The 21786-nt window shown below is 69.9% G+C and carries 20 protein-coding genes; 13 read left to right on the top strand and 7 right to left on the bottom strand.

Features of this window, described 5'->3' with window-relative positions:
- Positions 1-3: 3 nt before the first annotated feature.
- Positions 4-1998 carry a SpoVR family protein gene (locus LI336_RS17285; RefSeq protein WP_227134410.1) on the top strand — a complete coding sequence of 665 codons (1995 nt, stop codon included), beginning with the start codon at positions 4-6 and terminating at the stop codon, positions 1996-1998.
- Between the two features lie 149 nt (positions 1999-2147).
- Positions 2148-2441: a hypothetical protein gene (locus LI336_RS17290; RefSeq protein WP_227134411.1), complete on the top strand. Its 294-nt coding sequence runs from the start codon at positions 2148-2150 to the stop codon at positions 2439-2441.
- A 48-nt stretch (positions 2442-2489) separates the two neighbouring features.
- On the opposite strand, the gene LI336_RS17295 is transcribed toward LI336_RS17290, so the two are convergent.
- Both LI336_RS17295 and LI336_RS17300 read right to left on the bottom strand, forming a co-directional pair.
- Positions 2490-4160 (bottom strand): DUF7827 domain-containing protein, encoded by a 1671-nt coding sequence (locus LI336_RS17295; protein ID WP_227134412.1) that lies wholly within the window; start codon positions 4158-4160, stop codon positions 2490-2492.
- 169 nt (positions 4161-4329) lie between these two features.
- Positions 4330-6336 carry a hypothetical protein gene (locus LI336_RS17300; RefSeq protein WP_227134413.1) on the bottom strand — a complete coding sequence of 669 codons (2007 nt, stop codon included), beginning with the start codon at positions 6334-6336 and terminating at the stop codon, positions 4330-4332.
- A 115-nt stretch (positions 6337-6451) separates the two neighbouring features.
- On the opposite strand from LI336_RS17300, the gene LI336_RS17305 reads away from it, so the two are divergent.
- Positions 6452-6841, top strand: coding sequence for a secondary thiamine-phosphate synthase enzyme YjbQ (locus LI336_RS17305; RefSeq protein WP_227134414.1), 390 nt, complete (start codon positions 6452-6454; stop codon positions 6839-6841).
- A 110-nt stretch (positions 6842-6951) separates the two neighbouring features.
- Positions 6952-8445, top strand: coding sequence for a DASH family cryptochrome (locus LI336_RS17310; protein ID WP_264475525.1), 1494 nt, complete (start codon positions 6952-6954; stop codon positions 8443-8445).
- 141 nt (positions 8446-8586) lie between these two features.
- Here the strand turns inward: LI336_RS17310 and LI336_RS17315 are convergent, their stop codons facing one another.
- Positions 8587-9291: a glycerophosphodiester phosphodiesterase gene (locus tag LI336_RS17315; RefSeq protein WP_227134415.1), complete on the bottom strand. Its 705-nt coding sequence runs from the start codon at positions 9289-9291 to the stop codon at positions 8587-8589.
- Between the two features lie 60 nt (positions 9292-9351).
- A complete protein-coding gene (locus LI336_RS17320; RefSeq protein ID WP_227134416.1) occupies positions 9352-10017 on the bottom strand; it encodes an SdpI family protein in 666 nt (221 codons plus the stop codon).
- 165 nt (positions 10018-10182) lie between these two features.
- Between LI336_RS17320 and LI336_RS17325 the strand changes: the two genes are divergently transcribed.
- The 6 genes from LI336_RS17325 to sod all read left to right on the top strand — a co-directional run bounded on the left by LI336_RS17325 (position 10183) and on the right by sod (position 17430).
- A complete protein-coding gene (locus LI336_RS17325) occupies positions 10183-11244 on the top strand; it encodes a phosphotransferase family protein (protein ID WP_227134417.1) in 1062 nt (353 codons plus the stop codon).
- A gap of 327 nt (positions 11245-11571) precedes the next feature.
- On the top strand, positions 11572-12150 hold the full coding sequence (locus LI336_RS17330) for a hypothetical protein (protein ID WP_227134418.1): 579 nt from the start codon (positions 11572-11574) through the stop codon (positions 12148-12150).
- 84 nt (positions 12151-12234) lie between these two features.
- Complete coding sequence (locus tag LI336_RS17335) at positions 12235-13659, top strand: cryptochrome/photolyase family protein (protein ID WP_227134419.1); 1425 nt, start codon at positions 12235-12237, stop codon at positions 13657-13659.
- A 170-nt stretch (positions 13660-13829) separates the two neighbouring features.
- The gene (locus tag LI336_RS17340) at positions 13830-15521 is read left to right on the top strand and encodes a histidine kinase N-terminal 7TM domain-containing protein (RefSeq protein WP_227134420.1); all 1692 of its coding nucleotides are present in this window, start codon (positions 13830-13832) and stop codon (positions 15519-15521) included.
- Positions 15522-15777: 256 nt separating this feature from the next.
- Positions 15778-16665 carry a UbiA family prenyltransferase gene (locus LI336_RS17345; RefSeq protein WP_227134421.1) on the top strand — a complete coding sequence of 296 codons (888 nt, stop codon included), beginning with the start codon at positions 15778-15780 and terminating at the stop codon, positions 16663-16665.
- A 153-nt stretch (positions 16666-16818) separates the two neighbouring features.
- Positions 16819-17430: a superoxide dismutase [Mn] gene (gene sod / locus LI336_RS17350; RefSeq protein ID WP_227134422.1), complete on the top strand. Its 612-nt coding sequence runs from the start codon at positions 16819-16821 to the stop codon at positions 17428-17430.
- Between the two features lie 108 nt (positions 17431-17538).
- On the opposite strand, the gene LI336_RS17355 is transcribed toward sod, so the two are convergent.
- Positions 17539-18591, bottom strand: coding sequence for a histidine kinase N-terminal 7TM domain-containing protein (locus LI336_RS17355; protein WP_227134423.1), 1053 nt, complete (start codon positions 18589-18591; stop codon positions 17539-17541).
- Between the two features lie 164 nt (positions 18592-18755).
- Between LI336_RS17355 and LI336_RS17360 the strand changes: the two genes are divergently transcribed.
- Both LI336_RS17360 and LI336_RS17365 read left to right on the top strand, forming a co-directional pair.
- Positions 18756-19028, top strand: coding sequence for a DUF5827 family protein (locus LI336_RS17360; RefSeq protein ID WP_227134424.1), 273 nt, complete (start codon positions 18756-18758; stop codon positions 19026-19028).
- Positions 19025-19840: an ATPase gene (locus LI336_RS17365; protein ID WP_227134425.1), complete on the top strand. Its 816-nt coding sequence runs from the start codon at positions 19025-19027 to the stop codon at positions 19838-19840. Before LI336_RS17360 ends, LI336_RS17365 begins: the two co-directional genes overlap by 4 nt.
- Before the next feature lie 25 nt (positions 19841-19865).
- Here the strand turns inward: LI336_RS17365 and LI336_RS17370 are convergent, their stop codons facing one another.
- Both LI336_RS17370 and LI336_RS17375 read right to left on the bottom strand, forming a co-directional pair.
- Positions 19866-20453 (bottom strand): MBL fold metallo-hydrolase, encoded by a 588-nt coding sequence (locus LI336_RS17370; protein ID WP_227134426.1) that lies wholly within the window; start codon positions 20451-20453, stop codon positions 19866-19868.
- 73 nt (positions 20454-20526) lie between these two features.
- Entirely contained in the window at positions 20527-20892 is a 366-nt protein-coding gene (locus tag LI336_RS17375; protein WP_227134427.1) for a cupin domain-containing protein, read from the bottom strand.
- A gap of 103 nt (positions 20893-20995) precedes the next feature.
- Here LI336_RS17375 and thyX point away from each other — a divergent pair, with 103 nt between their 5' ends.
- Positions 20996-21739 (top strand): FAD-dependent thymidylate synthase, encoded by a 744-nt coding sequence (gene thyX / locus LI336_RS17380; RefSeq protein WP_227134428.1) that lies wholly within the window; start codon positions 20996-20998, stop codon positions 21737-21739.
- Positions 21740-21786: the final 47 nt, after the last annotated feature.

Consider the following 21786-nt stretch of genomic DNA (forward strand, 5'->3'; position numbering starts at 1 on the left):
AGTATGAGCGAGAAGGACCGGTTCAACAAGCAGCGGATCGCGGGCGAGCTCGAGGAGCCCGTCGAGGAAGCCAGGAACCTCGCACTGAAGCTCGGCCTGGTGCCGTACGACGTGAACTACTGGGTCGTCGACTACGACGAGATGAACGAGCTCATCGCGTACGGCGGGTTCCAGCACCGCTATCCCCATTGGCGGTGGGGGATGCAGTACGACCGCCAGCAGAAGCAAGGACAGTACGCTGGCGGGAAGGCGTTCGAGATCGTGAACAACGACGATCCGGCGCACGCGTTCCTCCAGGAGTCGAACACGATCGCGGACCAGAAGGCGGTCATCACGCACGTGGAGGCGCACAGCGACTTCTTCGCGAACAACGAGTGGTTCCAGTTGTTCGGGGAGGGCGCGGACGCGGCGGCGATGCTGGAGCGGCACGCGAACGCGATATCGGCGTACATGAGCGACCCGGACGTCGAGCGTGCGGCCGTCGAACGTTGGATCGACAACGCGCTCGTGCTCGAGGACAACATCGACCAGCACGAGCCGTACGCGCCCGTGGAGACCGAGGACGGCGGCGACGAGGTGGCGGTCGACGACGAGGTGAAGGACAAGCTCGCGGACCTCGACCTCTCCGAGGAGGTGCGGCGGCAGGTGTTCGACGAGGAGTTCCTCGCGGACGACGACGACGAGCCGGTGTCGTTCCCGCCGACGCCGGAGAAGGACGTCCTCGGGTTCCTCCGGCGGCACGGGAAGCGGTTCGACGAGGACGCGGGTCGCGCGATGGAGATGACGGAGTGGCAGACGGACGTCCTCGACATGCTCCGCGCGGAGGCGTACTACTTCGCGCCCCAGAAGATGACGAAGGTCATGAACGAGGGGTGGGCGGCGTACTGGGAGTCCCTGATGATGACCGACGAGGGGTTCGCCGGCGCGGACGAGTTCCTGAACTACGCGGACCACATGGCCAGAGTGCTCGGGTCGCCGGGTCTGAATCCGTACAAGCTCGGGATGGAGATGTGGGAGTACGTGGAGAATCGCGCGAACCGCCGCGAGGTCCTCGAACGACTCCTCAGGGTCGAGGGCGTGACGTGGCGGAACCTCGACGACGTCGTCGACTTCGACGCGGTCCTGGGGACGCTCGAACCGCCGGAAGCGCTCGCGAGCATCACGCCCGAGTCCCTGGGCGCGCTCGACGACGTGTCCGACGAGTACGTCGACGCGGACGCGCTCGCGGCGGCGAAAGCCGGGGACGTCGACGTCGAGCAGTACCCGTGGAAGGTCCTGACGACCGACGGGTTGGCGCGCCGGCACTTCTCGCTCGTCAAGCGCGGGAATCGGACGTTCCTCTCGCGAGCGACCCAGAGCGAACTCGAGCAGATCGGTCGGTACCTGTTCGACGACGCGCGCTACGGGAGCGTCGAGGCGGCCCTGGAAGACGTCGACTACTCGGCGGGCTGGGAGCGGATGCGCGAGATCCGCCAGAGTCACAACGACGTGACGTTCCTCGACGAGTTCCTGACCCAGGAGTTCGTGGATGCGAACGACTACTTCACGTACGAGTTCAGTCACGCGACCGGCCAGAATCGCGTGGCGAGCGTCGACGCGACGGACGTGAAGAAGAAGCTCCTGCTGCAGTTCACGAACTTCGGGAAGCCGACGATCGCGGTGTACGACGGGAACTTCGACAACCGGAACGAGCTCCTGCTCGGTCACCAGTACAACGGCGTGATGCTGGACGTGAAGCAAGCGAAGCAGGTCCTAGAGCGCGTGTTCGAGCTCTGGGGGCGGCCGGTGAACCTCCTGACCATCGTGAAGGAGCTCTCGGATCACGACCGCGAGGTGGCGCGCCGCCGGAACAAGGAGCCTGAGCCCAGCGAGCAGGGCAAGCGCTTCCGGTTCGACGGCGAGGAGTTCGAGGAGTTCGACGTCCCGTGGGAGCAGGTGAGTCACCTGGCGGCGGACGACGTGGACTACGACACGAAACCAGAGGAGTGGCTCGCCTGACCGTTCGTCCACGGACGCGCGTTCGTTCGGTCGCTTCGCGCTATTTTTCGTGATTTCACGGGGTAAGCTCGCGCTGAACGGCGGTTCGCTTGGCCGTCCGCAACCGTACGAGAGTCCTAACTAAGCCGTTAGCATGCCACATGCAGGGTATGTCCACGTCCGAGTCCGAGGCCGCATCGACGGCCAGCTGTCCGTGGTGCAACGGAACCAGGGCGGGCGGTCGAACGGTTACCGTCGGTCCGCCGCCGCACCTCGGTGACGCGCACGCCTTCGAGATGCACGTCGACTGCGTGCACGACTGGCAGGAGTTCGTCGCACGCGCCCGCCAGCTGGCGTCCGCCGGCGCTCGCCAGACCCTCCTCACGTACCCGCTCGAGAACGGTATCGGTCGGCTCGTCGAGACCGGCCGCGGCGGCACGCACCCCCTGACCGCTGGCGACTGACCGCGACCGCCCACCACGCCGCCTCAGTTCTGGGAGTCCACCACGCGATCAGTTCGACGACCGGTCGCGGCGTCGCGCGACCAGCGCGACTGCAGCGAGCGCGACGGCCGCGGCGACCGGACCGAACCCGGGAAGCGAGCCGTCCTCGTCGCTGCGGTCGCCGAGCGTCGGCCCGTCGTCCGCGTCGACGTTGCCGACGACGAGCGTCCCGGTCTCGCGCGACCCGTTCGCCTCGACGACGTACTGGCGAGACCCCTCGAGCACGCGCGACGCGTCGAACGACAGGTCGACGACCGTCCGGCCGTTCCCCGGGACGACGACCTCGCGTTCGGTGACGTGCCCGCCGATGGTGACCGAGACGGGGACGCTCCCGGTGCGTTCACCGCGGTTCACGAGCGTCACCGTGAAGTTCGCGACGCCGTCGGCGGGCACGCTCTCGGGGGCGGTGACGGAGTCCAGTGCGACGACCGGCCGGTCCGGTTCGGTCCCGGCAGCGACGACGCGGACGTTCACGTTCATCACCTCGTCCCCGGCGCGGTAGGGGTGGGCGCGCATGATGCGGAAGTCGACGTCGTACTGGGTGTCGACCGCGAGCGCGTCGGACCCGGGCGCGAACCCGACGACGATGCGGCCCTCCCGGACGTCGACGTAGTCCGCGGCGGTGAGTCGAACGCCGTCGTCGCCGTTCTCGGGCGTGATCGAGAGCACGACCTGGTCGGGCCCGACCGACCGGAGGTCGCGGGTCGCGTTCACCGCGCCGAACACGCCCTGGGTGTGGACGACGACGAACAGCCACTCGTCGGTCTCCACCTGCCCCGTCGACACTCGCTGCTCGAAGCTCGCTTCGGGCGACCCGGCCGCGGGCGCCTCGAAGACGTCCATCCGACCGGTGTAGAGCGGCTCCAGGTCGACGACGACGGCGCCGCGGTCGAGGACGGTGCCGTTCGCGCGGGCCGTCAGGTGGTATTCGCCTTCGCGGAGGAACCCGTCGAGGTCGCGCTCGCGGTTCGCGTCGACGACCGCGTCCTCGTCGGGCGTTCGGAGCGCGACAGCCCCGCGGCCGGCGTAGAACGTGTTCCAGTCGAGGAGGACCTCGCCGTCGCCGTCGCGGTCGACGACGGTCGCGGTGACGCGGTACCTGCCGCGGTCGCCGGCGAGGGAGACGGTTGCGCGGGTCGTCCCGTTCGGGAGCGACATCGGGATGGAGACGACGTCGGCGGGCTGGTCGACGGTCACCTCGGGGACGACCCCTGGTTCGTACGGTCCGCCGACGCCGAACGTCGTCGACACCTGCTCGCCGGCGTTCACGGCGACGACGACCACGCGATACGAACCGGGCGCGAGCGCGCCGAACGACACGGTCTCCTCGTCGGCGTCGAGCGACACCCGCTTTATCCCCTGACGCGTCCCGTTCGCGTCGTAGACGTACAGCGCGTAGAGACTGCGTTCCTGGCCGGTGATGGTGACGGTCACCGCTTCGTCGGGGGCGTACGTGGCGTTCGTCTCGACGGAGACGCCCTCGGCCTCGTCCCGCGGCCGGTCGAACGCGGCGGTCGAATCGAGCGTGGTGGTCGAATCGGACGCGTCCGTCGATTCGAACGCGCCGGTCGCGTCGCTGGCGCCGGTCGCGTCGCTGGCGGCCGCCGCCCCGCCCGTCGCCCCGGCGACCGCCGCACCGGCCAGCATCGTCGTCGCGAGCACCACCCACGCCCAACGCATGCGAGGGGCTTTCGTGGCCGCGCGAATGAATCCCACGCTTCCGACAGGCGACGCTCGCGGTCGGTTCGACCCGTCGTCGCCGGTCGCGGCGAGCGCGTGACGCGTCGTCGCCGGTCGCGGCGAGTGCGTGACCCGGCCCGTGCGAGACGGCTGGTCGTCCGGTCGTCGGTCAGTCGGCGTCGGCGCGGCGGGCGACGAGCGCGAGCGCGGCGGCGAGGGCGGCGACGCCCGCGGTCGCACCGAACCCGGGCGTGGGGCCGTCGTCGGTGCCGCGATCCGTGCCGGCGAGCGTCGGCCAGGGTTCGGTGCCGCTGGTCGCGGCCGGCGTCGTCGTGGGCGTCCGCGCCGTCGTCTCGGCGGGGACGACGAGGTGCGGGCGGCTCTCGGTGTCGCCGGCGAACGACACCGAGACGTCGACGCGTTCGCGGTCGGGGACCGCGTCGGGCGGGACCGTCGCGCTGACGGTGCGGGTCTCCGCCGCCGGGAGCGTCACGTTCCGGGTGACCGTGTGATTCCCGACCTCGAAGACGACGGTGGCGTTCCCCGGCGCGTTCCCGCGGTTCCAGACGTACGCGCGGAGCTCGTTCGCCGCACCCGCCAGGAGCTGGTCCTCGCCACCGTCGTTCGTCCGGAACGCGCGCAACTCGAGAATCGGTCTGGTGTCGACGACGACGGCGCGCTCGGCCAGCACGCGGTCGCCGGCGGTGACGACGACCGAGGCGTTCGTTCCGTCGGGCACGTCCGAGAGGTCGAGCGTCGCCCGGAACGGGTCGTCGTCGACGACGACCGCGTCGCGGGCGACGGTCCCGTTCGCGGTTCGGACGGAGACGTTCAGCGTCGTCCCCGCCGGGAGCGCGGATTCGCCGCCGACGGTCACGCGCTCGGTCGGGAACAGTTCGCCCTCGCGGACCGCCAGTTGGACCGCGGGGACCGCCTCGACGGTCGTCGCCGCGGTCGCGTTCCACGTCTCGCCGACCGCGACGTACGTGAATCGCGTCCGGTCCCTGGCTGCGTCGGCGCGGTACGCGTACCAGAGCGTCCCGGTCTCCGCGTCGAACCGTCGGGTCGCGTTCGCGAGGTCGACCGGACTCGCTTCGTCCTCGACGCCCGCGTAGAAGCCGTCGACCCTGACGGTCGCGTTCTCGTGACTCTCGGGGGCGACGAGCGACGCGTCCGATGGCAGCGTCGAGAGGGTGCCGTCGACGTCGAACCGCAGGACGACCCAGTCGTCGTCGACGACCTGGACCGGGTACCGTTCGTCGTGCGGGTCGCCGTCGCGCGCCGCCGCGAGCGCCCCGGTCGCGTTCAGGTCGTCATCGCCGGTGTAGACGTCGACCGTCGGTTCCGCGAACGAAACGGTCACGCGCCCCGTTTCGCCGATGCCGTCGGGCGTCGACGTCTGCAGGCGATAGTCACCGTACTCCACGACCCGTTCGACGCGCACGGCGTCGAGCGCGGTGCCGTCGCCGCCCGCGACCGCGTCGGTCGCCGGGCCGTCGACGTCCCAGCGAATCGACACCGAGCCGTCGTCGTCGACGTCGCGGACGGTCGCCGACCAGGCGGGGTCAGGGTCGCCGTTCGGGCCCGCCGGTGCGAGCGAGAGCGTCGTGCGGTCGACGCAGGGGTGGAGGCGAGCGTCCACGCGCAGCGTCTCGTTCCGCGTCACCCGCCGGTCGAGACGCTCCTGGGGGTCGCCGAGGGCGACGAGCGGCGTCGTTCGCTCGACGTCGACCTGCTTCGCGACCAGGACGTCGTCGTCCGGCGTCGCGAGACGCACGACGTACGACCCGTCGGGGTGGCACGCGCCGAAGCCGACGGCGACGGACTCGCCCGGGTCGACCGCGACCGTCCGGTTCGCGACCACGCCACCACCGAATCCCTCGAGTCGCACGACGAAGCGGCGGCGCTCCGTGGCGTCGCCGGGGAGCGACACCGTCGCGGTGAGGTTCGCCGCCCGGTTCCGCGAATCGGGGACCGACAGCGTCGGGTCGCCGGTCGCGGGGTCCCCGACCGAGGCTTCACCGACCGAGGCGTCCCCGACCGAGGCGTTCCCGTTCGCGCGCTCGGGTTCGGCGTCGAACGCGGCACCCGCAGCACCGGCAGCCGACACCGCCGCGACGGTGAGGGCGACGACGAGCGCGAGACCGACCGCGCGCCGGCTGACAGCGGAGGGCATCGTCCGTCCCTGAACGGAGCGAGTGTAAGTGTCTTGTCCCGCGAGCGCGAGCGGCGCGTTCGGCGGGTTCCGGCGGCCGAACGCTTAACCCGCGACCCCGCCAAGACCGTCCGTCATGGAGACGTTCAGGCTGGAGACCGACGAGCGCCTGACGACGGTGGACATCACGGACGAGGTCCGGTCGGCCGTCCCCGCGGACGCGTCGGGGGTGGCGACCGTGTTCGTCGGGCATACGACCGCCGGCGTCTGCCTCCAGGAGGACGAGCACCGGCTGCGGCGGGACATCGTCGACTTCCTCGGGGACGTCGTCGCGGACGAGGGGTGGACGCACGACCGTCTGGACGGGAACGCGGACTCGCACCTCCGCGCGACCCTCCTCGGCGCGAGCGAGACCATCCCCGTCGTGGACGGCGAGCTGGAGACGGGAACGTGGCAGTCCGTACTGTTCGTCGAGTGCGACGGCCCACGCAAGCGCGAGTTCCGCGTCCAGTTCGTCGGCGAGTAGCGGTCGTGTGGGCCCCTGGGCCGCCGCGAACTGGCGAGTTCCGCCGCCCGCGTCGTGATGGGTAACTGGTTCGGTTCCCTCCATTACTCCCCGCGGCCGCTACCGTACGTATGAGCGACATCGAGACGGCCCTCTGGTGGGCGCGTCGCGACCTGCGCGTCCACGACAACTACGCACTGACCCACGCCGCCCGCGCCAGCGAGTGCCTCCCCGTCTACGTCTTCGACCCCGAATCGTACGGGGAGCGCGAGTACGGCGGCCCCGCGTCGTTCGCGTTCGAGAAGACGGGCGCGCGCAGAGCGCGGTTCGTCGCCGAGAGCGTCCGCGACCTCCGGGAGTCCCTGCGGGACGCGGGGAGCGACCTCGTCGTCGCGCACGAGGACCCTGCTCACGCGCTCGCGCGACTCGCCGACGCGGTCGACGCGGACGTCGTGTACTGCGAGCGCTACCCGACGCCGGAGGAGCACGCGACCCGCGAGCGCGTCCGCGACGCGCTCCCGGAGGGCACGCGACTCGAATCCCGGTGGGGGTCGACGCTCTACCATCCCGACGACCTCCCGATGTCGGTCGAGGACGTCCCGGACACGTTCACGCCGTTCCGGCAGGACGTCGAGCACGCACCCGACTGCGAGCCCCGCGACCCCCTCGACGAACCATCGCTCCCCGACGTCCCGGGGGCGCTCGCGGACGGCGACCTCGACGCCGGCACGCGCCCGACACCGAGCGACCTCGGGGTCGCGGACGCCACCGACTGGAGCGCGGTCGCACCGACGGACGAACGCGCCGTCCTCCCCTTCGACGGCGGGGAATCCCGTGGCCTGGAGCGCGTCCGCGAGTACGTCTGGCAGCGCGACCGCCTCCGCCAGTACAAGGAGACGCGGAACGGCCTGCTCGGCGCGGACTACTCCTCGAAGTTCTCCCCGTGGCTCAACCACGGCTGTCTCAGCCCGCGGTACGTCCACCGCGAGGTCCAGGCCTACGAGCGCGAGCGCGTCGCGAACGACTCGACGTACTGGCTCGGGTTCGAACTCCTCTGGCGGGACTTCTTCCAGTTCCAGTTCGCGAAACACGGCAGCCAGCACTTCCGCCGGGAGGGCATCCGCGAGCGCGACGACATCGACTGGAGCGGGAACGACCGCCTGCTCGACGCGTGGCAGCGCGGCGAGACCGGCATCCCGTTCGTGGACGCGAACATGCGCGAACTGAACGCCACGGGGTTCATGAGCAATCGCGGCCGGCAGAACGTCGCGTCGTTCCTCGCGAACAACTGCCGGGTGGACTGGCGGAAGGGCGCGGCGTACTTCGAGACCAAGCTGGTGGACTACGACCCGGCGGCGAACTACGGGAACTGGGCGTACCAGAGCCAGGTCGGGAACGACGGCCGCGACTCGTACTTCAACGTCGTGAAGCAGGCCCGCCAGTACGACGCGGACGCGGACTACGTCAAGCGCTGGTGTCCGGAACTCCACGACCTCCCGCCCGAGTACGCGCACGCACCCTGGAAGCTGACGCCCGACGAGCAGGACGCCCACGGCGTCGTCCTCGGCGAGGACTACCCCGAGCCCGTCATCAACCTGGACGCGTCCTACGGGAAACTCCGCTGACGGGTTCGTCCTGCTGTCGCCTTCGTCCTGCTGACGCCTTCGTCCTGCTGACGCCTTCGTCCTGCTGACGCCTTCGTCCTGCTGACGCCTTCGTCCTGCTGACGCCTTCGTCCTGCTGACGCCTTCGTACTGGCGGAGCAGTCAGGGCACGCCGCGGTACTCGGGGAGGGAGACGTCGGCGATGAGGCCGTCGACGCCGCGGTTCGCGACGACGCGCGCGACCCACGGGCTGTCGAGCGTCCACGCGTACACGTCGAGTCCGACGTCGTGCGCGCGATCGACGAGTTCGCCGGCGAGGACGAGGTCGTACGCCGGATGGACGGCGGTACAGTCGAGGTCGCGCGCGAGAGCGACCGGGTCCGTGCGGCGCGTTCCGGTCAGGAGTGCGGTGTCGAGCGCGGGACCGTCGGCCGTGGCGTTCGCGTCGGCGACCCGCGAGAGCGCGTCGGCGTCGAACGACGACACCCAGACCGCGGTCGTCGGCAGCGCGGCGTCGTTGACGACGTCGACCGCCGCCTCGGTCACCGCGGTCTCCTTGACCTCGACGTTCACCGCGAGCCCGCGGTCGCTCGCGGCGTCGAGGACGGCGGCGAGCGTCGGCACGCCTTCGCCCGATCCGAGGACGTCCAGCGCGGCGAGTTCGCTGGTGTCAAAGTCCGCGACCTGTCCCGCGGCGTCGGTGACGCGGTCGACGGTCGCGTCGTGGACGACGACGGGCGTTCCGTCGCTGGCGGCGTGCACGTCCACCTCGACGGCGTTCGCGCCCGCGTCGGCGGCGTACGCGACCGCGGCGAGCGTGTTCTCGGGGGCTTCGCGAGCGAACCCGCGGTGAGCGACGAGTTGCACGCGGCCACCGAGGGACGGAGCGAGGAAGTACGTTGCGCGTCGGCGCGACGCCGTCCCGCGTCAGCGCGTCGTCGACTCGCCGTCGGGATGCCGGCGGCGGTAGAGGACGTAGGAGTGCGCGTACGTGAAGACGGCGACGGCGAGGATGGTCCCGACGACGAACCAGACGCCGTAGGCCGGCGCGAGGACGGTGCCGGCGACGGTGACGACGCCCGCGAGGACGAGCGCGACCGAGCCGACGGCGTGCGTGCGCTCCCAGACGGCGTCGTCCGAGAGCGTCCACGGCGTCCGGAACCCGACGATCCAGTTCCGGTCGACGCGACGCATCGCCACGCCGAGTGCGACGTACAGGACGCCGACGGCGACGTACGTGGCGTCGGCGGTGGGGACGTCGTACCCGAGGTTGTACGCGAGGACGAGCGCGTGGACGACGACGAGGAACGCGAGCGTCGCGACCACGAGCCCGTCGTAGGCGCCCTCGGACTCGCGGAGGTTCTCGCGGAGGGGGTCGACTCGCACGAGGCCCTCGAAGAGCGCGAGCAGTGCGAGCATCAGCGCGGGGATGAACGCGGCGGCCAAAAGCGGCGACGCGTAGTTGTCGGGGGTTCCGCCGGACCCGAAGTGGATGGCGGTTCGCGCGGGGAGGTCGGGGAGGGCGAACGCGCTCGCCGCGGCGGCGACGCCGGCGAGTACGAGACCGGCTGCGAGGCGGCGTTGGGTTCCCATGCCTCGGAATACGCCATCGCGGGATGTAAATCGTTCGTCAGGATAGCAGGGGTGGGACGGGGCGGCGCGAGCGCCCCAGCGCGCGCACTCGGTCGCGGTCGCGGGCACCGCCGGGTTGCTGCCGCTTGCCGAGGGTTTAGGACGCGGCGTCCCGACGCCTCGGGCATGACGGATTCGTACGCGGACCGGCTCGTCGACGAGGCCGCGCTCCGCGCGTACCTGGACGACGAACTCGGTGCAGTGGACGCGTTCTCGGTCGCACGGCATCGCGCCGGACACTCGAACGAGACGCTGTTCGTGACCCACGGCGACGACGAGTACGTGCTGCGGCGCCCGCCAGCGGGCGAGACCGCGGACAAGGCCCACGACGTGCTCCGCGAGTACAGCGTGATGGACGCGCTGCAGGGGACGCCAGTGCCACTGCCGGAGACCGTCCTCGCCTGCGAGGACGAGTCCATCGTGGGCGCCGAGTTCTTCCTCATGCGACGGCTCGACGGTGACGTCATCCGGGACGACGAGCCCGAGCGGTTCGCGGCGAGCGACCACCGCCAGCGTCTCGGTGAGGAGCTCGTGGATTCGCTGTCGGCGATCCACGACGTCGACCCGGCCGCGGTCGGCCTCGGCGAGTTCGGGCACCCGGAGGGGTTCGCGCAGCGGCAGGTCGAGCGCTGGAGCCAGCAGCTCATGTGGGCGTTCGACACCACTGCGGAGGAACGCGAGGTCGAGGCGCTCTACGACGTGATGGCGTGGCTCCAGGAGCACGCGCCCGAGGAGCACCCCCATACGCTCGTCCACGGCGATTACAAGCTCGACAACGTGATGTTCGCGCCGGGGACGCCCCCGGAGCTCGTCGGGGTGTTCGACTGGGAGATGGCGACGCTCGGCGATCCCCGCACGGACCTCGGGTGGCTGCTGTCGTTCTGGCGCGACCCCGACGACGAGCACACCGTCGCCGACGAGTTCTTCCCGGCGTTCCTCGCGCACGAGGACTATCCGACGCGTCGCGACCTCGTCGCACGCTGGGAGGACGCGACCGGGTACGCGTACGAGCACGACCGGTTCTACCGTGCGCTCGCCGTCTACAAGCTCGCGGGGCTCGGCGAGATGTTCTTCGCGCGCCACCTCAGCGGCGACGCCGACGACCCGCTCTACCCGAAGATGCGCGAGACGGTGCCGGCGCTCGCGGAACGCGCCCAGCGCATCATCGACGGGGACGCCCCGCTCTGAACGCGACCGCGAACCCGCTTCGGTGACGCCGCATCCCGCTCCAACACCTCGCCCCGGCTGTCGTGGAGCCGTCGACCGTGCGTGTGGCCTGCTCGCGAGCGCCGGGCTCGTCGTGCGTCGATAGAGAGCGCCGATTGCTGGACAACGTCGGTCTGGTTGTACGCCGTTCCTGACGGTGGCGTCTCGGTCGAGCCGGGACTCGTCGCCGAGCACCACTTCCAATCCCACGCTACCGACTTTGGATTACCAATCGCTATACGATGAATTCGTGATATTCAACGTGCACAACTAAGTACGCATGTGGAATGATTAAACCAGAGGGGGAAGATGCACGGAATCGCACTCAACACAGGTACCGACCCGTTCCTCGAACTGGTGGGGTACTGGGACGCGTTCTGGGCGCTCCCCGCAGCGTCACGAGCGATGACGGTCGTCGCGGGGACGGCCGTCCTCGCGGTGACCCTCGTCGGACTGTTCCCGGAGTACGGCGAACGCGGCGCACGGAAAGCACGCAGACACTCGATCACGACCACGTTCCTCGGAACCGTCGTCTTCGGTCTCTTCGGGGGATCGGTGGGCGCGCTCTGGTACGGCGCCAGTCGAAGCGAGGTCGCGTCGATGCTCGCCGCACCCATCCTGTTCGTGCTCGCGAGCATCGCGGTCGTCTGGACGGGCATCGGCCTCGTCGCACTCGGCGAGTTCGTCGCCGCGCGCCTCGGGCACGACGACGCCGTCTGGGGGGTCGCTACCGTCGTCGTCCTCGTCGGTATCGGCGCGGTCTACCCGCCCGTCGGCGCGGTCGTCCTCGCGCTCGCCGCACTCCTCGGGTTCGGTGCCGGCATCCGCACGAACCCGTTCGCGACCCCGGAGACGGAGCGCGTCGTCCCACCCCACCGTCGGAGCTGAGCGGGCACGCGAACACGTCGACGACTGGCGAGCCCCTAACCTGTTGGCACCACGCTCAGTACCCCACGGGTCCGAGGTCGACGTATGCAACTGCACTGGCACCGCGACGACCTGCGGTGCAGCGACAACGTCTCGCTGTCGGCCGCGGCGACGAGCGCCCCGGACCGCGGCGTCGTCGTTCCCGTGTTCGTCTTCGACGACGACGTCCTCGCGCACGCGTCCCCGAACCGCGTCGCGTTCATGCTGGACGCCCTCGACTCGCTCCGCGCGGACTACCGCGAGCGCGGCAGCGACCTCCTCGTGCGTAGCGGCGACCCCCGCGAGGTCCTCGTCGACCTCGCGACCGACCTCGACGCCGAGCGCGTCGTCTGGAATCGCGCACACTCCGGACTCGGCCGCGAACGCGACGCCGACGTCCGCGGCGCCCTCGCCGACGCCGACCTCGAAGGGGACGACTTCGAGGACGCCATCTGTCACGAGCCCGGGAGCATCACGACGAACGACGGTGACCCCTACCAGGTGTACACGTACTTCTGGAAGAAGTGGCGCGACCGCCAGAAGGACGCGCCCTACGACGCCCCGGACGAGCGGTCGCTCTGGAACCCCGACGACGCGCCCGTCGACCCCGGTGGCCTTCCCACGCAACGCGACCTCGGGTTCGAGGACGCGACCGCCGACCTCCCCGAAGCGGGGACCGACGCGGCACGCGACCGCCTGCTGTCCTTCCTCGACGCCGACGTCTACGAGTACGCCGACCGCCGAGACTACCCCGCCGCCGACTGCACGAGCCACCTCTCCGCGGACCTCAAGTGGGGGACCATCGGTATCCGCGAGGTCGACGAGGAGGTGCGCGTCGCGCGCGACCTCGCCGACGACGAGCCCGCCCGCGAGAGCGTCTCCGAGTTCCGGAGTCAACTCGCGTGGCGCGAGTTCTACACGCACGTCCTCCACTACAACCCCCGCGTCGTGTCGTCGAACTACAAGACCTACGAGCACGAGATCGCGTGGCGCGACGACCCCGACGAGCTCGCGGCGTGGAAGCGCGGCGAGACCGGGTACCCCATCGTCGACGCCGGGATGCGCCAACTGCTCGAGGAGGGGTACGTCCACAATCGCGTGCGGATGATCGTCGCGTCGTTCCTCACGAAGGACCTCCAGATAGACTGGCGCGAGGGGTACGCGCACTACCGCGAGCACCTCGTCGACCACGACACCGCGAACGACAACGGCGGCTGGCAGTGGGCGGCGAGCACGGGCACGGACGCCCAGCCGTACTTCCGCATCTTCAACCCGATGACCCAGGGCGAGGACTACGACCCCGACGCCGAGTACATCCGCGAGTACGTCCCCGAGCTCCGGGACGCCGACCCCGACGAGATCCACTCGTGGAACGAGCTGTCGCTCTCGGAGCGCAACCGCGCCGCACCCGACTACCCCGCGCCCATCGTCGACCACGGCGACCGCCGCGAAGCGGCGCTCGCGATGTACAAGTCCGCACGCGGGGAGTGACCGTCGGGACCCTGCACCGGTATCCCCGACCACCAGATGGGGAGTCCGTCTCGTCCGACCGGCGTTCCGGAGGCAGCCACACCGAAGCATGTTGGCGGATAGATATTTACGCGGGCGGCGAGTGATGGTACTATCATGGGACGTGGGATGGAAACCGGGGTGGTGAGGTGATGCTGCAGGTACCGCCGGTGACGTGGTTGGTCGCGCTGGCGGCGACGCTCGCTCTCGGCGTGGGCATCGCGGTCCGGTCGTATCGGTCGCGCGAGCGCCCCGGCGCGATGGCGTTCACCGTGGAGATGGTGGGTATCACGATCTGGTGTGGCGCGTACGCGCTCCAGTTGTTCGCGACGACCGACGCGACGTACCTCACCTTCCTCCGCATCGAGTACCTCGGCACCGTCTTCGTGCCCGTGGCGTGGCTCGTGTTCGTCCTCGAGTACACGGGGCGAGACAACCTGGTGACGCCCCAGTCCGTCGCCGCCCTCCTCGTCGTCCCCGTCGCGACGCTCGTCGCGGTGTGGACGAACCCGATGCATCACGTCATGTGGGCGGAGCGCTCGCTCGCCACCGCCGGCGGCCTCGGCGCGTCGACGCTCAACGCGGGGTTCTGGGTGTACTTCGCGCACCAGTACTTCCTGCTCGCGGGGTCGCTCTGGTTCCTCGCGGAGGTCGTCATCGACCCGGAATCGCCGTATCGGACGCAAGCGGCCGCGCTCGTCGTGGCGACCCTCATCCCGCTCGCATTCCAGGTCGTGCACCTGCTGGGGGTCGCGTGGGCGCCGACGGTGAACCTCACGCCGTTCTCGTTCGTGCTGTCGGGCGTCGTCGCTCTCGCCGTCCTCGAACGGTTCTCGTTCCTGGAGTCGGGGCCGGTGACGACCCGTATCGCGGACGATCGCGTGGTCGCGGAACTCGACGACGGCGTCCTGACGGTGGACGCCACGGGGACCGTCCTCGAAGCGAACTCCACGGCGGCGCGACTGCTCGGAGAGACCGCCGAGACGCTTCAGGGTCGGTCGGTCGAAGCGGTCGTGCCGACGGCGTCGACGGTGGACGAGCTCGCGGCGTTCGGCGCGGAGACGGCGACGCTCTCCGTCGACGGCGAGGACCGGCACGTGAAGGTGTCCGCGTCGACGGTGACGACGTCCCGCGGGAAGCACTCCGGGTGGGTGGTGACGCTCCACGACGCGACGCCGGAGTTACGGCGACAGCGCCGGACGGAGGTCCTGAATCGCGTGCTCCGCGAGACGCTCCGCGACGAGATGGACGTCGTGTCGACGCGCGCCACGGAAGCGGCGTCCGACGGGGAGCCCGTGGCGACCGCGGAGATCCGCGAGCACGCGGAGAACGCGCTCGCGGTCGGGGACGTCGCCGAGGAGTTCGACGCGCTCCTGGCGGCCGGCGGGTCCTTCGAGCCGGTGGACGTGGTTCCGGTCGTGCAGGCCGAGGCGGACGCCGTCCGGGAGTCGACGCCCGAACTGGACGTGACCGTCGACGCGCCGCTGGGCGAATGGGCGTACTGCGAGGGGCTGTTCGAGCCGACGGTTCGCGCGCTCCTCCGGTTCGGGGCGACGCACGCGACGGAGAGCGAGGACGCGACCGGTATCGTCGTCGACATCCAGGTCGTGGACGAGACCGCGGTCGACGTGACGCTCTCCGTGCCGGGTGCGTCGCCGGCCGCGACGCACCGTCGGTTGTTGACGGAGGGCGTCGACGCGGACGCGAGCGTGGACGTCGATTCGCCCGACGAGCTGGCGTGCTGGCTCGTCCACTGGGGCGTCGAACGTCTCGCCGGCGAGACGACGACGACCGAGGACGGCGTCTCCCTCCGGTTCCCGCGTCACGGCGACCCGAGCGCCTGACAGCGTGTCGCCGCGCCTTCTCTGTCCAGCGGACCCGGACGCCTGACAGCGTGTCGCCGCACCTTCTCTGCCCAGCGGACCCGGACGCCTGACCGGCCGGATCGCGTCCCGCGGCCGTCGCTCGTAGCAGCTAACCAATAGGAACTGGCAATATTTTCGACATCGGGGATTGAGTTCAGTTTTCGGTTCGTGGCCACCAGATGGAAACAACTTAACTCAAGAAATTGTTAAGTAGCTGGTGGTAATTTGTTTTGGTATGTCAACCGATGGCGAACGCGTCCAGCACGTCAACCCCAGTCTCGACCTCCCAACCCCGAGCGGCGTCGCCAGTGCCCTCGTGCACACGTCGACCGTCGACGCCGTCGTCGCCGCTGCGAAGGTCCTCACCGTCGTCCTCCTCATGGACCTCGCACCATCGCCCGCGGTCGCCGTCGGAGGCCTGATGGCGTTCGCGATCTACGCGTCCAACAAGCTCGTCGACGCGGAAGACGAGACGAACGCCCCGGCACGCGCACGGTTCGTCGCCCGGTACCGGCGCGAGCTCGCCGCCGCAACCGCCGTCGCGACCGTCCTCGCGCTCGCACTCGCCGCGACCGCCGGCCCGCTCGCGCTCGCGCTCACGCTCCTCCCGGCCGTCGCCGCAGTCGCCTACAGCGTCCGGCTCCCCGTCGTCGACCGCCGCCTCAAGGACGTCCTCGGCGCGAGCACGCTCCTCGTCGCCGTCAGCTGGGCGTTCCCGACCGTCGCACTCCCCATCGTCTGGGTCGACGGCGCGTTCACCGCCACCGCCGGCGTCGCGTTCACGTTCTACCTCGTCCAGACCGCCGTCGCCTTCGAGGTCCGGAACGTCCGCGACGTCGCCGGTGACCGCGCAGAAGGCGTCCGGACGTTCCCCGTCGTCTTCGGGACCGCGAGCACGCGTCGGCTCCTGTACGCCGTCGACGCGACCGCGCTCGCGCTGTACGCCGCCGCCACCGCCGCCGGCGTCCTCCCGCTCGCCGTCGGCCTCGTCTTCGCCGTCGCGACCGTCGCCTCCGTCGGCGTCACCAGGTGCGTCGACACCGGCCGGGACGACGCCCGCATCTGCCTGCTGCGCGACGCGAACTACGGGCTCGTCCTCCTCGTCGTCGCACTCGCCGCCTGACCGCGAGCCCGGTCGTCGTGGAACCGCGGGAAGCCTGCCACGAGTCGGTGGTACCCAGTCGCGATTGCACGCCGTTGCGCGCCACGTGCTAGCATACCTCTGCTAAACGGTTAAGTAGCTCACGCGAGATATATTCGTACGAGGTGAGACTTCATGTCTGAACATTCAAACCCCGAACTGCCGCCCCTTCCGTACGACTACGACGCGCTCGAACCGTCCATCAGCGAACAGGTCCTCACGTGGCATCACGACACCCACCACCAGGGCTACGTGAACGGTCTCCAGGCCGCCGAGGAGACACTCGCCGATAACCGCGAATCCGGAGACTTCTCGTCGTCCGCCGGCGCCATCGGGAACGTCACCCACAACGGCTCCGGTCACTACCTCCACACGCTGTTCTGGGAGAACATGGACCCGAACGGCGGTGGCGAGCCCGAAGGCGACCTCCGCGCGCGCATCGAGGAGGACTTCGGCTCCTACGAGGGCTGGAAGGGCGAGTTCGAGGCCGCAGCCGGCGCCGCCGGCGGCTGGGCGCTCCTCGTCTACGACCCCGTCGCCAAGCAGCTTCGTAACGTCAAGGTCGACAAGCACGACCAGGGCGCGCTCTGGGGCAGTCACCCCATCCTCGCCTGCGACGTCTGGGAGCACTCGTACTACTACGACTACGGCCCGGACCGCGGCAGCTTCATCGACGGGTTCTTCGACGTCGTCGACTGGGACAACGTCGCCGAGCAGTACCAGAACACGGTCAGCAAGCACGAGTAAGTCGCGTCCCACTCGTCGAACCGTCGAACACACCACCGCATTTTCTTCGCGACACCCGCGCCCGACCAGCAGCGGCGTCGACCCACCCTGAGCCGTCGACCCCGTCGGTCACTCCGCGGTCGTGAACCCGTACACCCAGCCGGTTCGGGGGGTGCCGTCGGGTTCGATGGTCTCGACGCTCACCTGGTAGGTCTCGCCGGAGATCGGGTCCGAGACGGTCTCGTTCGCGACCGACTGCGGGTCGTCGTGGTGCGCGTCGAGCAGGACGGACTGTCCGGCGAACGCCTCCTCGACGGGAGCGCCGACCGCGGTGTCCGCGTCCACGCCCAGGACCTTCGCGCCTTCGACGTTCAGGTCCGCGACCGACGTCTCGTCGACGACGACCGCGCCGCCGTCCCGTTCGTCGACCGCGGCCGCGCCAGTGAGCGCGTCCGTCTCGACGAGCGAGTACCGGTAGAGGCCGACGGCGATGGCGACGCCCGACACCCCGAACGCGATCGGCGTCAGGTCCGGGAAGCCGTTCGGGAGGACGAACAGCGACAGCGCGTTCGCGGCCAGCGGCGCGAACACCGCGACGGCCATCGACGCCGCCTGGCCACGAGGCACCGACGACGACCGCAACGGCCGCGACAGGACGAGGACCGCGCCCGCGAGGAGGATGGCGTACGAGTAGACGGTGTGGGCGACGAACGCCTGCCCGCTGTCACCGAAGCAGATGACGGCGTCGCACGTCACCTGCGCGCCGTCGGAGACGTACGTCGCGCCCTGCCGGACGACGCCGCCCGCGGTCCAGAGGTCGTGACTGCGGTTCGTCCACACGAGCGCGACCGCCGCGAGCGGTTCGAGCGACAGCAATCCGACGCTGTACCGGTTCACGAGCTCCTCGCGGTCGACGTACGCGAGCGCGAACAGGAGGAACGCCGCCGGCACCACCGTGATACCGAAGTACTGGAAGCGGTTCGCGTACAGTCCCACGCGGAACGAGGGTGCGACCGCCACGGCGAGCGCGGAGAGCATCCACACGAGCGTGCCGACGAGGAGCGCGGCGAGCGGCCGGGACCCGCGTCGATGCAGGTTGTTCAGGACCTTGTTCAGTGCCGCGAGGATGAACGGCGTCGACCCGACGAGAAGAACCAGGTACGTTTCTGTGACCGAGACCATCGTTGGATATACGAAACGAACCGCGGAACAAAAGCGATTCGGCCCGTGCTCGACGCGCATCGGCAGGTCACCGCCGCAACCCTTCGTATCCAGGCCCGCGTGTCGGCGGGCGGGTGCTGTCGGAGACCAGTTGGTTTACGACGCCCGTCACCCAATCGAGGGGTATGCCCGTCCCGAAGGACGACTTCGACGAACTCCTACCGTGTGACTTCCCGACGCCCGAGAAGTTGCTCGAACCCGACCAGATGTACACGCTCTACGAGATCGCGCGCCTCATGCAGGGCCTCGACGCGGACGCCGCGCTCGAGGAGTCCACCGAGGCGGTGCTCCTGGACTGGGCGATCCCGTGGATCGTGTACAACGGCGACGACCTCGTCATCGCTGAACCCCGTAGCGACGACGAACCCGGGTACTACGGCGTGAAGACCGAGGAATGAAGCTGCTCGTCGCCGGCGGCGACCGCGTCGACGCGGGGAAGACGACGTTCTCCACGGGCCTGTGCGAGCGCGTCGACGCCACCGGATTCAAGCCGCGGGCGGGGAACGACTACTGGTTCGACCACGACGACTACGAGCGCGCCACCAGCGACGGCCGCATGTACGGGAAGGACGCGAGGCGACTCGCCGCCGCGAGCGCCGACGCGGTCACGCCCGAGGCGATCAACCCGCTGCATCGACTCTGGCGGCCGAGTGCCGGCAGCGGAAGCGGCCTGCTGGGCGCGAGCCATCGCGAGTTCGTCCTCGACCGCGTGACCGTCGACGGCACCGACGAGTACGTCGTACACGCCGACGCGGACGTCCCCGCCTCCGCCACGTCCAGCCTCCCGCTCGCGGACGCGGTCCACGTGGACTCGGTGTCGGCGTTCAACGACGTCATGCGCGACCTGCACGCGACCGCACTGGAGGCGGTCGCCGACGCGATGCGCGCTCGCGACCGCGCGGTCGTCGAATCCTACGGCGACGTCGCCCTCCCGGTCACCGATATCGCGTTCGACGCCGTCGCCGTCGTCGACCCGGGACGCGCTCGCGTCTACGACGGCGACCGCTACCTGAAAGCGCGCTCGGTCGTCGGCGGGAGCGCCCGCCAGGGCCGCCTCGAGGAGACCACTGGCGACGTCATCGAGCACTGCGAGCCCGAAGCGACGGTCGCACTCCCCGCGCTCGCGAGCGACGACCGCCGTGACCCCGCCGCGGTCGCCGACGCCTACGAGGTCGCGTACGACGCGCTCGTCTCCACCGCGCTCTCCTAACCCCGCGGCGCTCTGGTAACTGCGGTCAGCGACGACCACCGGCGGCGCACGCGGACTCGAGCGCGGCCTCGACGTGCCGGTACGGCTGGTCTGTCACGGACGGGCCGTGGCCGGTGTGCATCGCCGCCAGGTCCGCGTCGAGGACGTCGACCATGCGTTCGATGCTCTCGACGAGCAGCGGATGGTCGCCCTCCTCCAGGTCCGTACGACCGAACGATCCGCCCTGGAAGACGAGGTCGCCCGCGAACAACACGCCCGCCTCCGGACTGTGGAAGCAGAGGTGGTCGTCCTTGTGTCCCGGCGTGTGGTACGCGACGTACTCGTGATCGCCGAGCGCGACGGTCTCCTCGTCAGCGATGACGTGGTCGACGCCGGGCTGGTCCGTATCGAACCCCCAGACGTCGACGTCGAACGCGTCCACGACCTCGGGGAGGTTCCCGACGTGGTCGCGATGCGTGTGCGTCAACACGAGCGCGTCCACGCCCCCCTGCTCCTCGATGCGACTGACGACGTCGAAGTTCGCGCCCGCATCCACGAGCACGCGACGGTCGCCATCGACGTAGAACGCGTTGCTCGTGAACGCCCGAACGCCACGCGCGAGATTCGAGATCATACCCGCGAGTAGCCGGCCCGCGGGGTTACTGGTTGCGGTCCCGGCCGCGCACACCGCCTCGCGCGAGCGCGAATCAGGCGTCTGGCGTCGTCCCGACGAGCACGAGCTTCGCGCGCTCCTCGCCGCGGTTCTGGAGCTGGCGCGTCTGATTCGCGCTCACGCGCACCGCCTCGTTCTCCGCGAGCCGCACCGTCTCCCCACCGTCGGCGTCGGCGCCACCGTCGAAGTCCACGTCCACGAGACCACGCACGCACACGTACACCTCCTCCTGGCCGTCGTGGTCGTGGTCGTGCTCCTTCCCGCGCGCCCCCGGCTCCAGCTCGAGGATGGTGACGCCCAGGTCCTCGGTCGCGAGCGCATCCCGCAGGAACCACATCGCGCCGTAATCCGCGTCCATCACCGATTCCACGTCGCTCGCCGCAGCGTGCGTGTACGACATACGTCACCATACGTCACGAGGCGTTTTCAACGTCCGCGAGTCTTCAACGTCAGCGAGGGGCGATGGTCAATTTCATACCGGCGGCCCGCGACCATCGACGCAAATGGAGGTCCAGTTACTCGAAGCGACGGAGAATCCAGAGGAGGTAATCTGTAAAGGCGCCAGGAACGACTACAGCGAGCCGTTCGTCGGCGACCAGACGTTCGAGGAGACGATGGCGACCGTCGACGGGGACGACCTAGAGGAGAAGAAGGAGACCCTCATCGGGCACCTGCTCTCGCACGGCCACTACGGGCCGTTCGAGCACGCGAACGCCGTGTTCGCCGTGAAAGGCATCAGTCGGTCGTGCATGGCCCAGATCACGCGGCATCGACACGTGAGCTTCGACGTCCAGTCGATGCGTTACGTGAGCTTCGACGAGGTCGACCCCGCGGACGTCCGCGAGGGCGAGATGGTGGTGACGCCGCCGTCGGCGACGGACCCCGACTGGGTGGGGCGCAACCAGCAGACGGGGCAGGTCGACGAGGAGACGGTCGCGGAACGCGAGGAACTGTTCCGCGAGTCCGTCGCGCGCAGCGTCGAGGAGTACCAGCGGCTCCTGGACCTCGGGATGCCGCCGGAGGACGCGCGGTTCGTGCTCCCCATCGGGACCGAGGTGAACATGGTGATGTCGATGAACGCGCGGATGCTGATGCACGTCGCGGACATGCGCGCGGCGGCCGACGCGCAGTGGGAGATCCGCGAGATGACCGAGCGCGTGCTCGACCTCGCCGCGGAGTGGTGCCCGATCACGTTCGAGTACTACGACGAGCACATGCGGAACCGGAAGAACCGACTCGCGCCCTGAAATCGACCGACGGCGGCGCACTCTCCAGTCTTGAGAAGAGGCCGCAC

Source organism: Halorubellus salinus (genome assembly GCF_020567525.1).
Taxonomy (GTDB): domain Archaea; phylum Halobacteriota; class Halobacteria; order Halobacteriales; family Natrialbaceae; genus Halorubellus; species Halorubellus salinus.

Coding starts and splice junctions, on each gene's coding strand:
- LI336_RS17360 (WP_227134424.1), top strand. CDS start 18,756: ATGCCCGTCCCGAAGGACGACTTCGACGAACTCCTACCGTGTGACTTC.
- LI336_RS17295 (WP_227134412.1), bottom strand. CDS start 4,160: ATGCGTTGGGCGTGGGTGGTGCTCGCGACGACGATGCTGGCCGGTGCG.
- LI336_RS17300 (WP_227134413.1), bottom strand. CDS start 6,336: ATGCCCTCCGCTGTCAGCCGGCGCGCGGTCGGTCTCGCGCTCGTCGTC.
- LI336_RS17305 (WP_227134414.1), top strand. CDS start 6,452: ATGGAGACGTTCAGGCTGGAGACCGACGAGCGCCTGACGACGGTGGAC.
- thyX (WP_227134428.1), top strand. CDS start 20,996: ATGGAGGTCCAGTTACTCGAAGCGACGGAGAATCCAGAGGAGGTAATC.
- LI336_RS17320 (WP_227134416.1), bottom strand. CDS start 10,017: ATGGGAACCCAACGCCGCCTCGCAGCCGGTCTCGTACTCGCCGGCGTC.
- LI336_RS17375 (WP_227134427.1), bottom strand. CDS start 20,892: ATGTCGTACACGCACGCTGCGGCGAGCGACGTGGAATCGGTGATGGAC.
- LI336_RS17325 (WP_227134417.1), top strand. CDS start 10,183: ATGACGGATTCGTACGCGGACCGGCTCGTCGACGAGGCCGCGCTCCGC.
- LI336_RS17370 (WP_227134426.1), bottom strand. CDS start 20,453: ATGATCTCGAATCTCGCGCGTGGCGTTCGGGCGTTCACGAGCAACGCG.
- LI336_RS17345 (WP_227134421.1), top strand. CDS start 15,778: ATGTCAACCGATGGCGAACGCGTCCAGCACGTCAACCCCAGTCTCGAC.
- LI336_RS17340 (WP_227134420.1), top strand. CDS start 13,830: ATGCTGCAGGTACCGCCGGTGACGTGGTTGGTCGCGCTGGCGGCGACG.
- LI336_RS17285 (WP_227134410.1), top strand. CDS start 4: ATGAGCGAGAAGGACCGGTTCAACAAGCAGCGGATCGCGGGCGAGCTC.
- LI336_RS17355 (WP_227134423.1), bottom strand. CDS start 18,591: ATGGTCTCGGTCACAGAAACGTACCTGGTTCTTCTCGTCGGGTCGACG.
- sod (WP_227134422.1), top strand. CDS start 16,819: ATGTCTGAACATTCAAACCCCGAACTGCCGCCCCTTCCGTACGACTAC.
- LI336_RS17290 (WP_227134411.1), top strand. CDS start 2,148: ATGTCCACGTCCGAGTCCGAGGCCGCATCGACGGCCAGCTGTCCGTGG.
- LI336_RS17365 (WP_227134425.1), top strand. CDS start 19,025: ATGAAGCTGCTCGTCGCCGGCGGCGACCGCGTCGACGCGGGGAAGACG.
- LI336_RS17310 (WP_264475525.1), top strand. CDS start 6,952: ATGAGCGACATCGAGACGGCCCTCTGGTGGGCGCGTCGCGACCTGCGC.
- LI336_RS17330 (WP_227134418.1), top strand. CDS start 11,572: ATGCACGGAATCGCACTCAACACAGGTACCGACCCGTTCCTCGAACTG.
- LI336_RS17335 (WP_227134419.1), top strand. CDS start 12,235: ATGCAACTGCACTGGCACCGCGACGACCTGCGGTGCAGCGACAACGTC.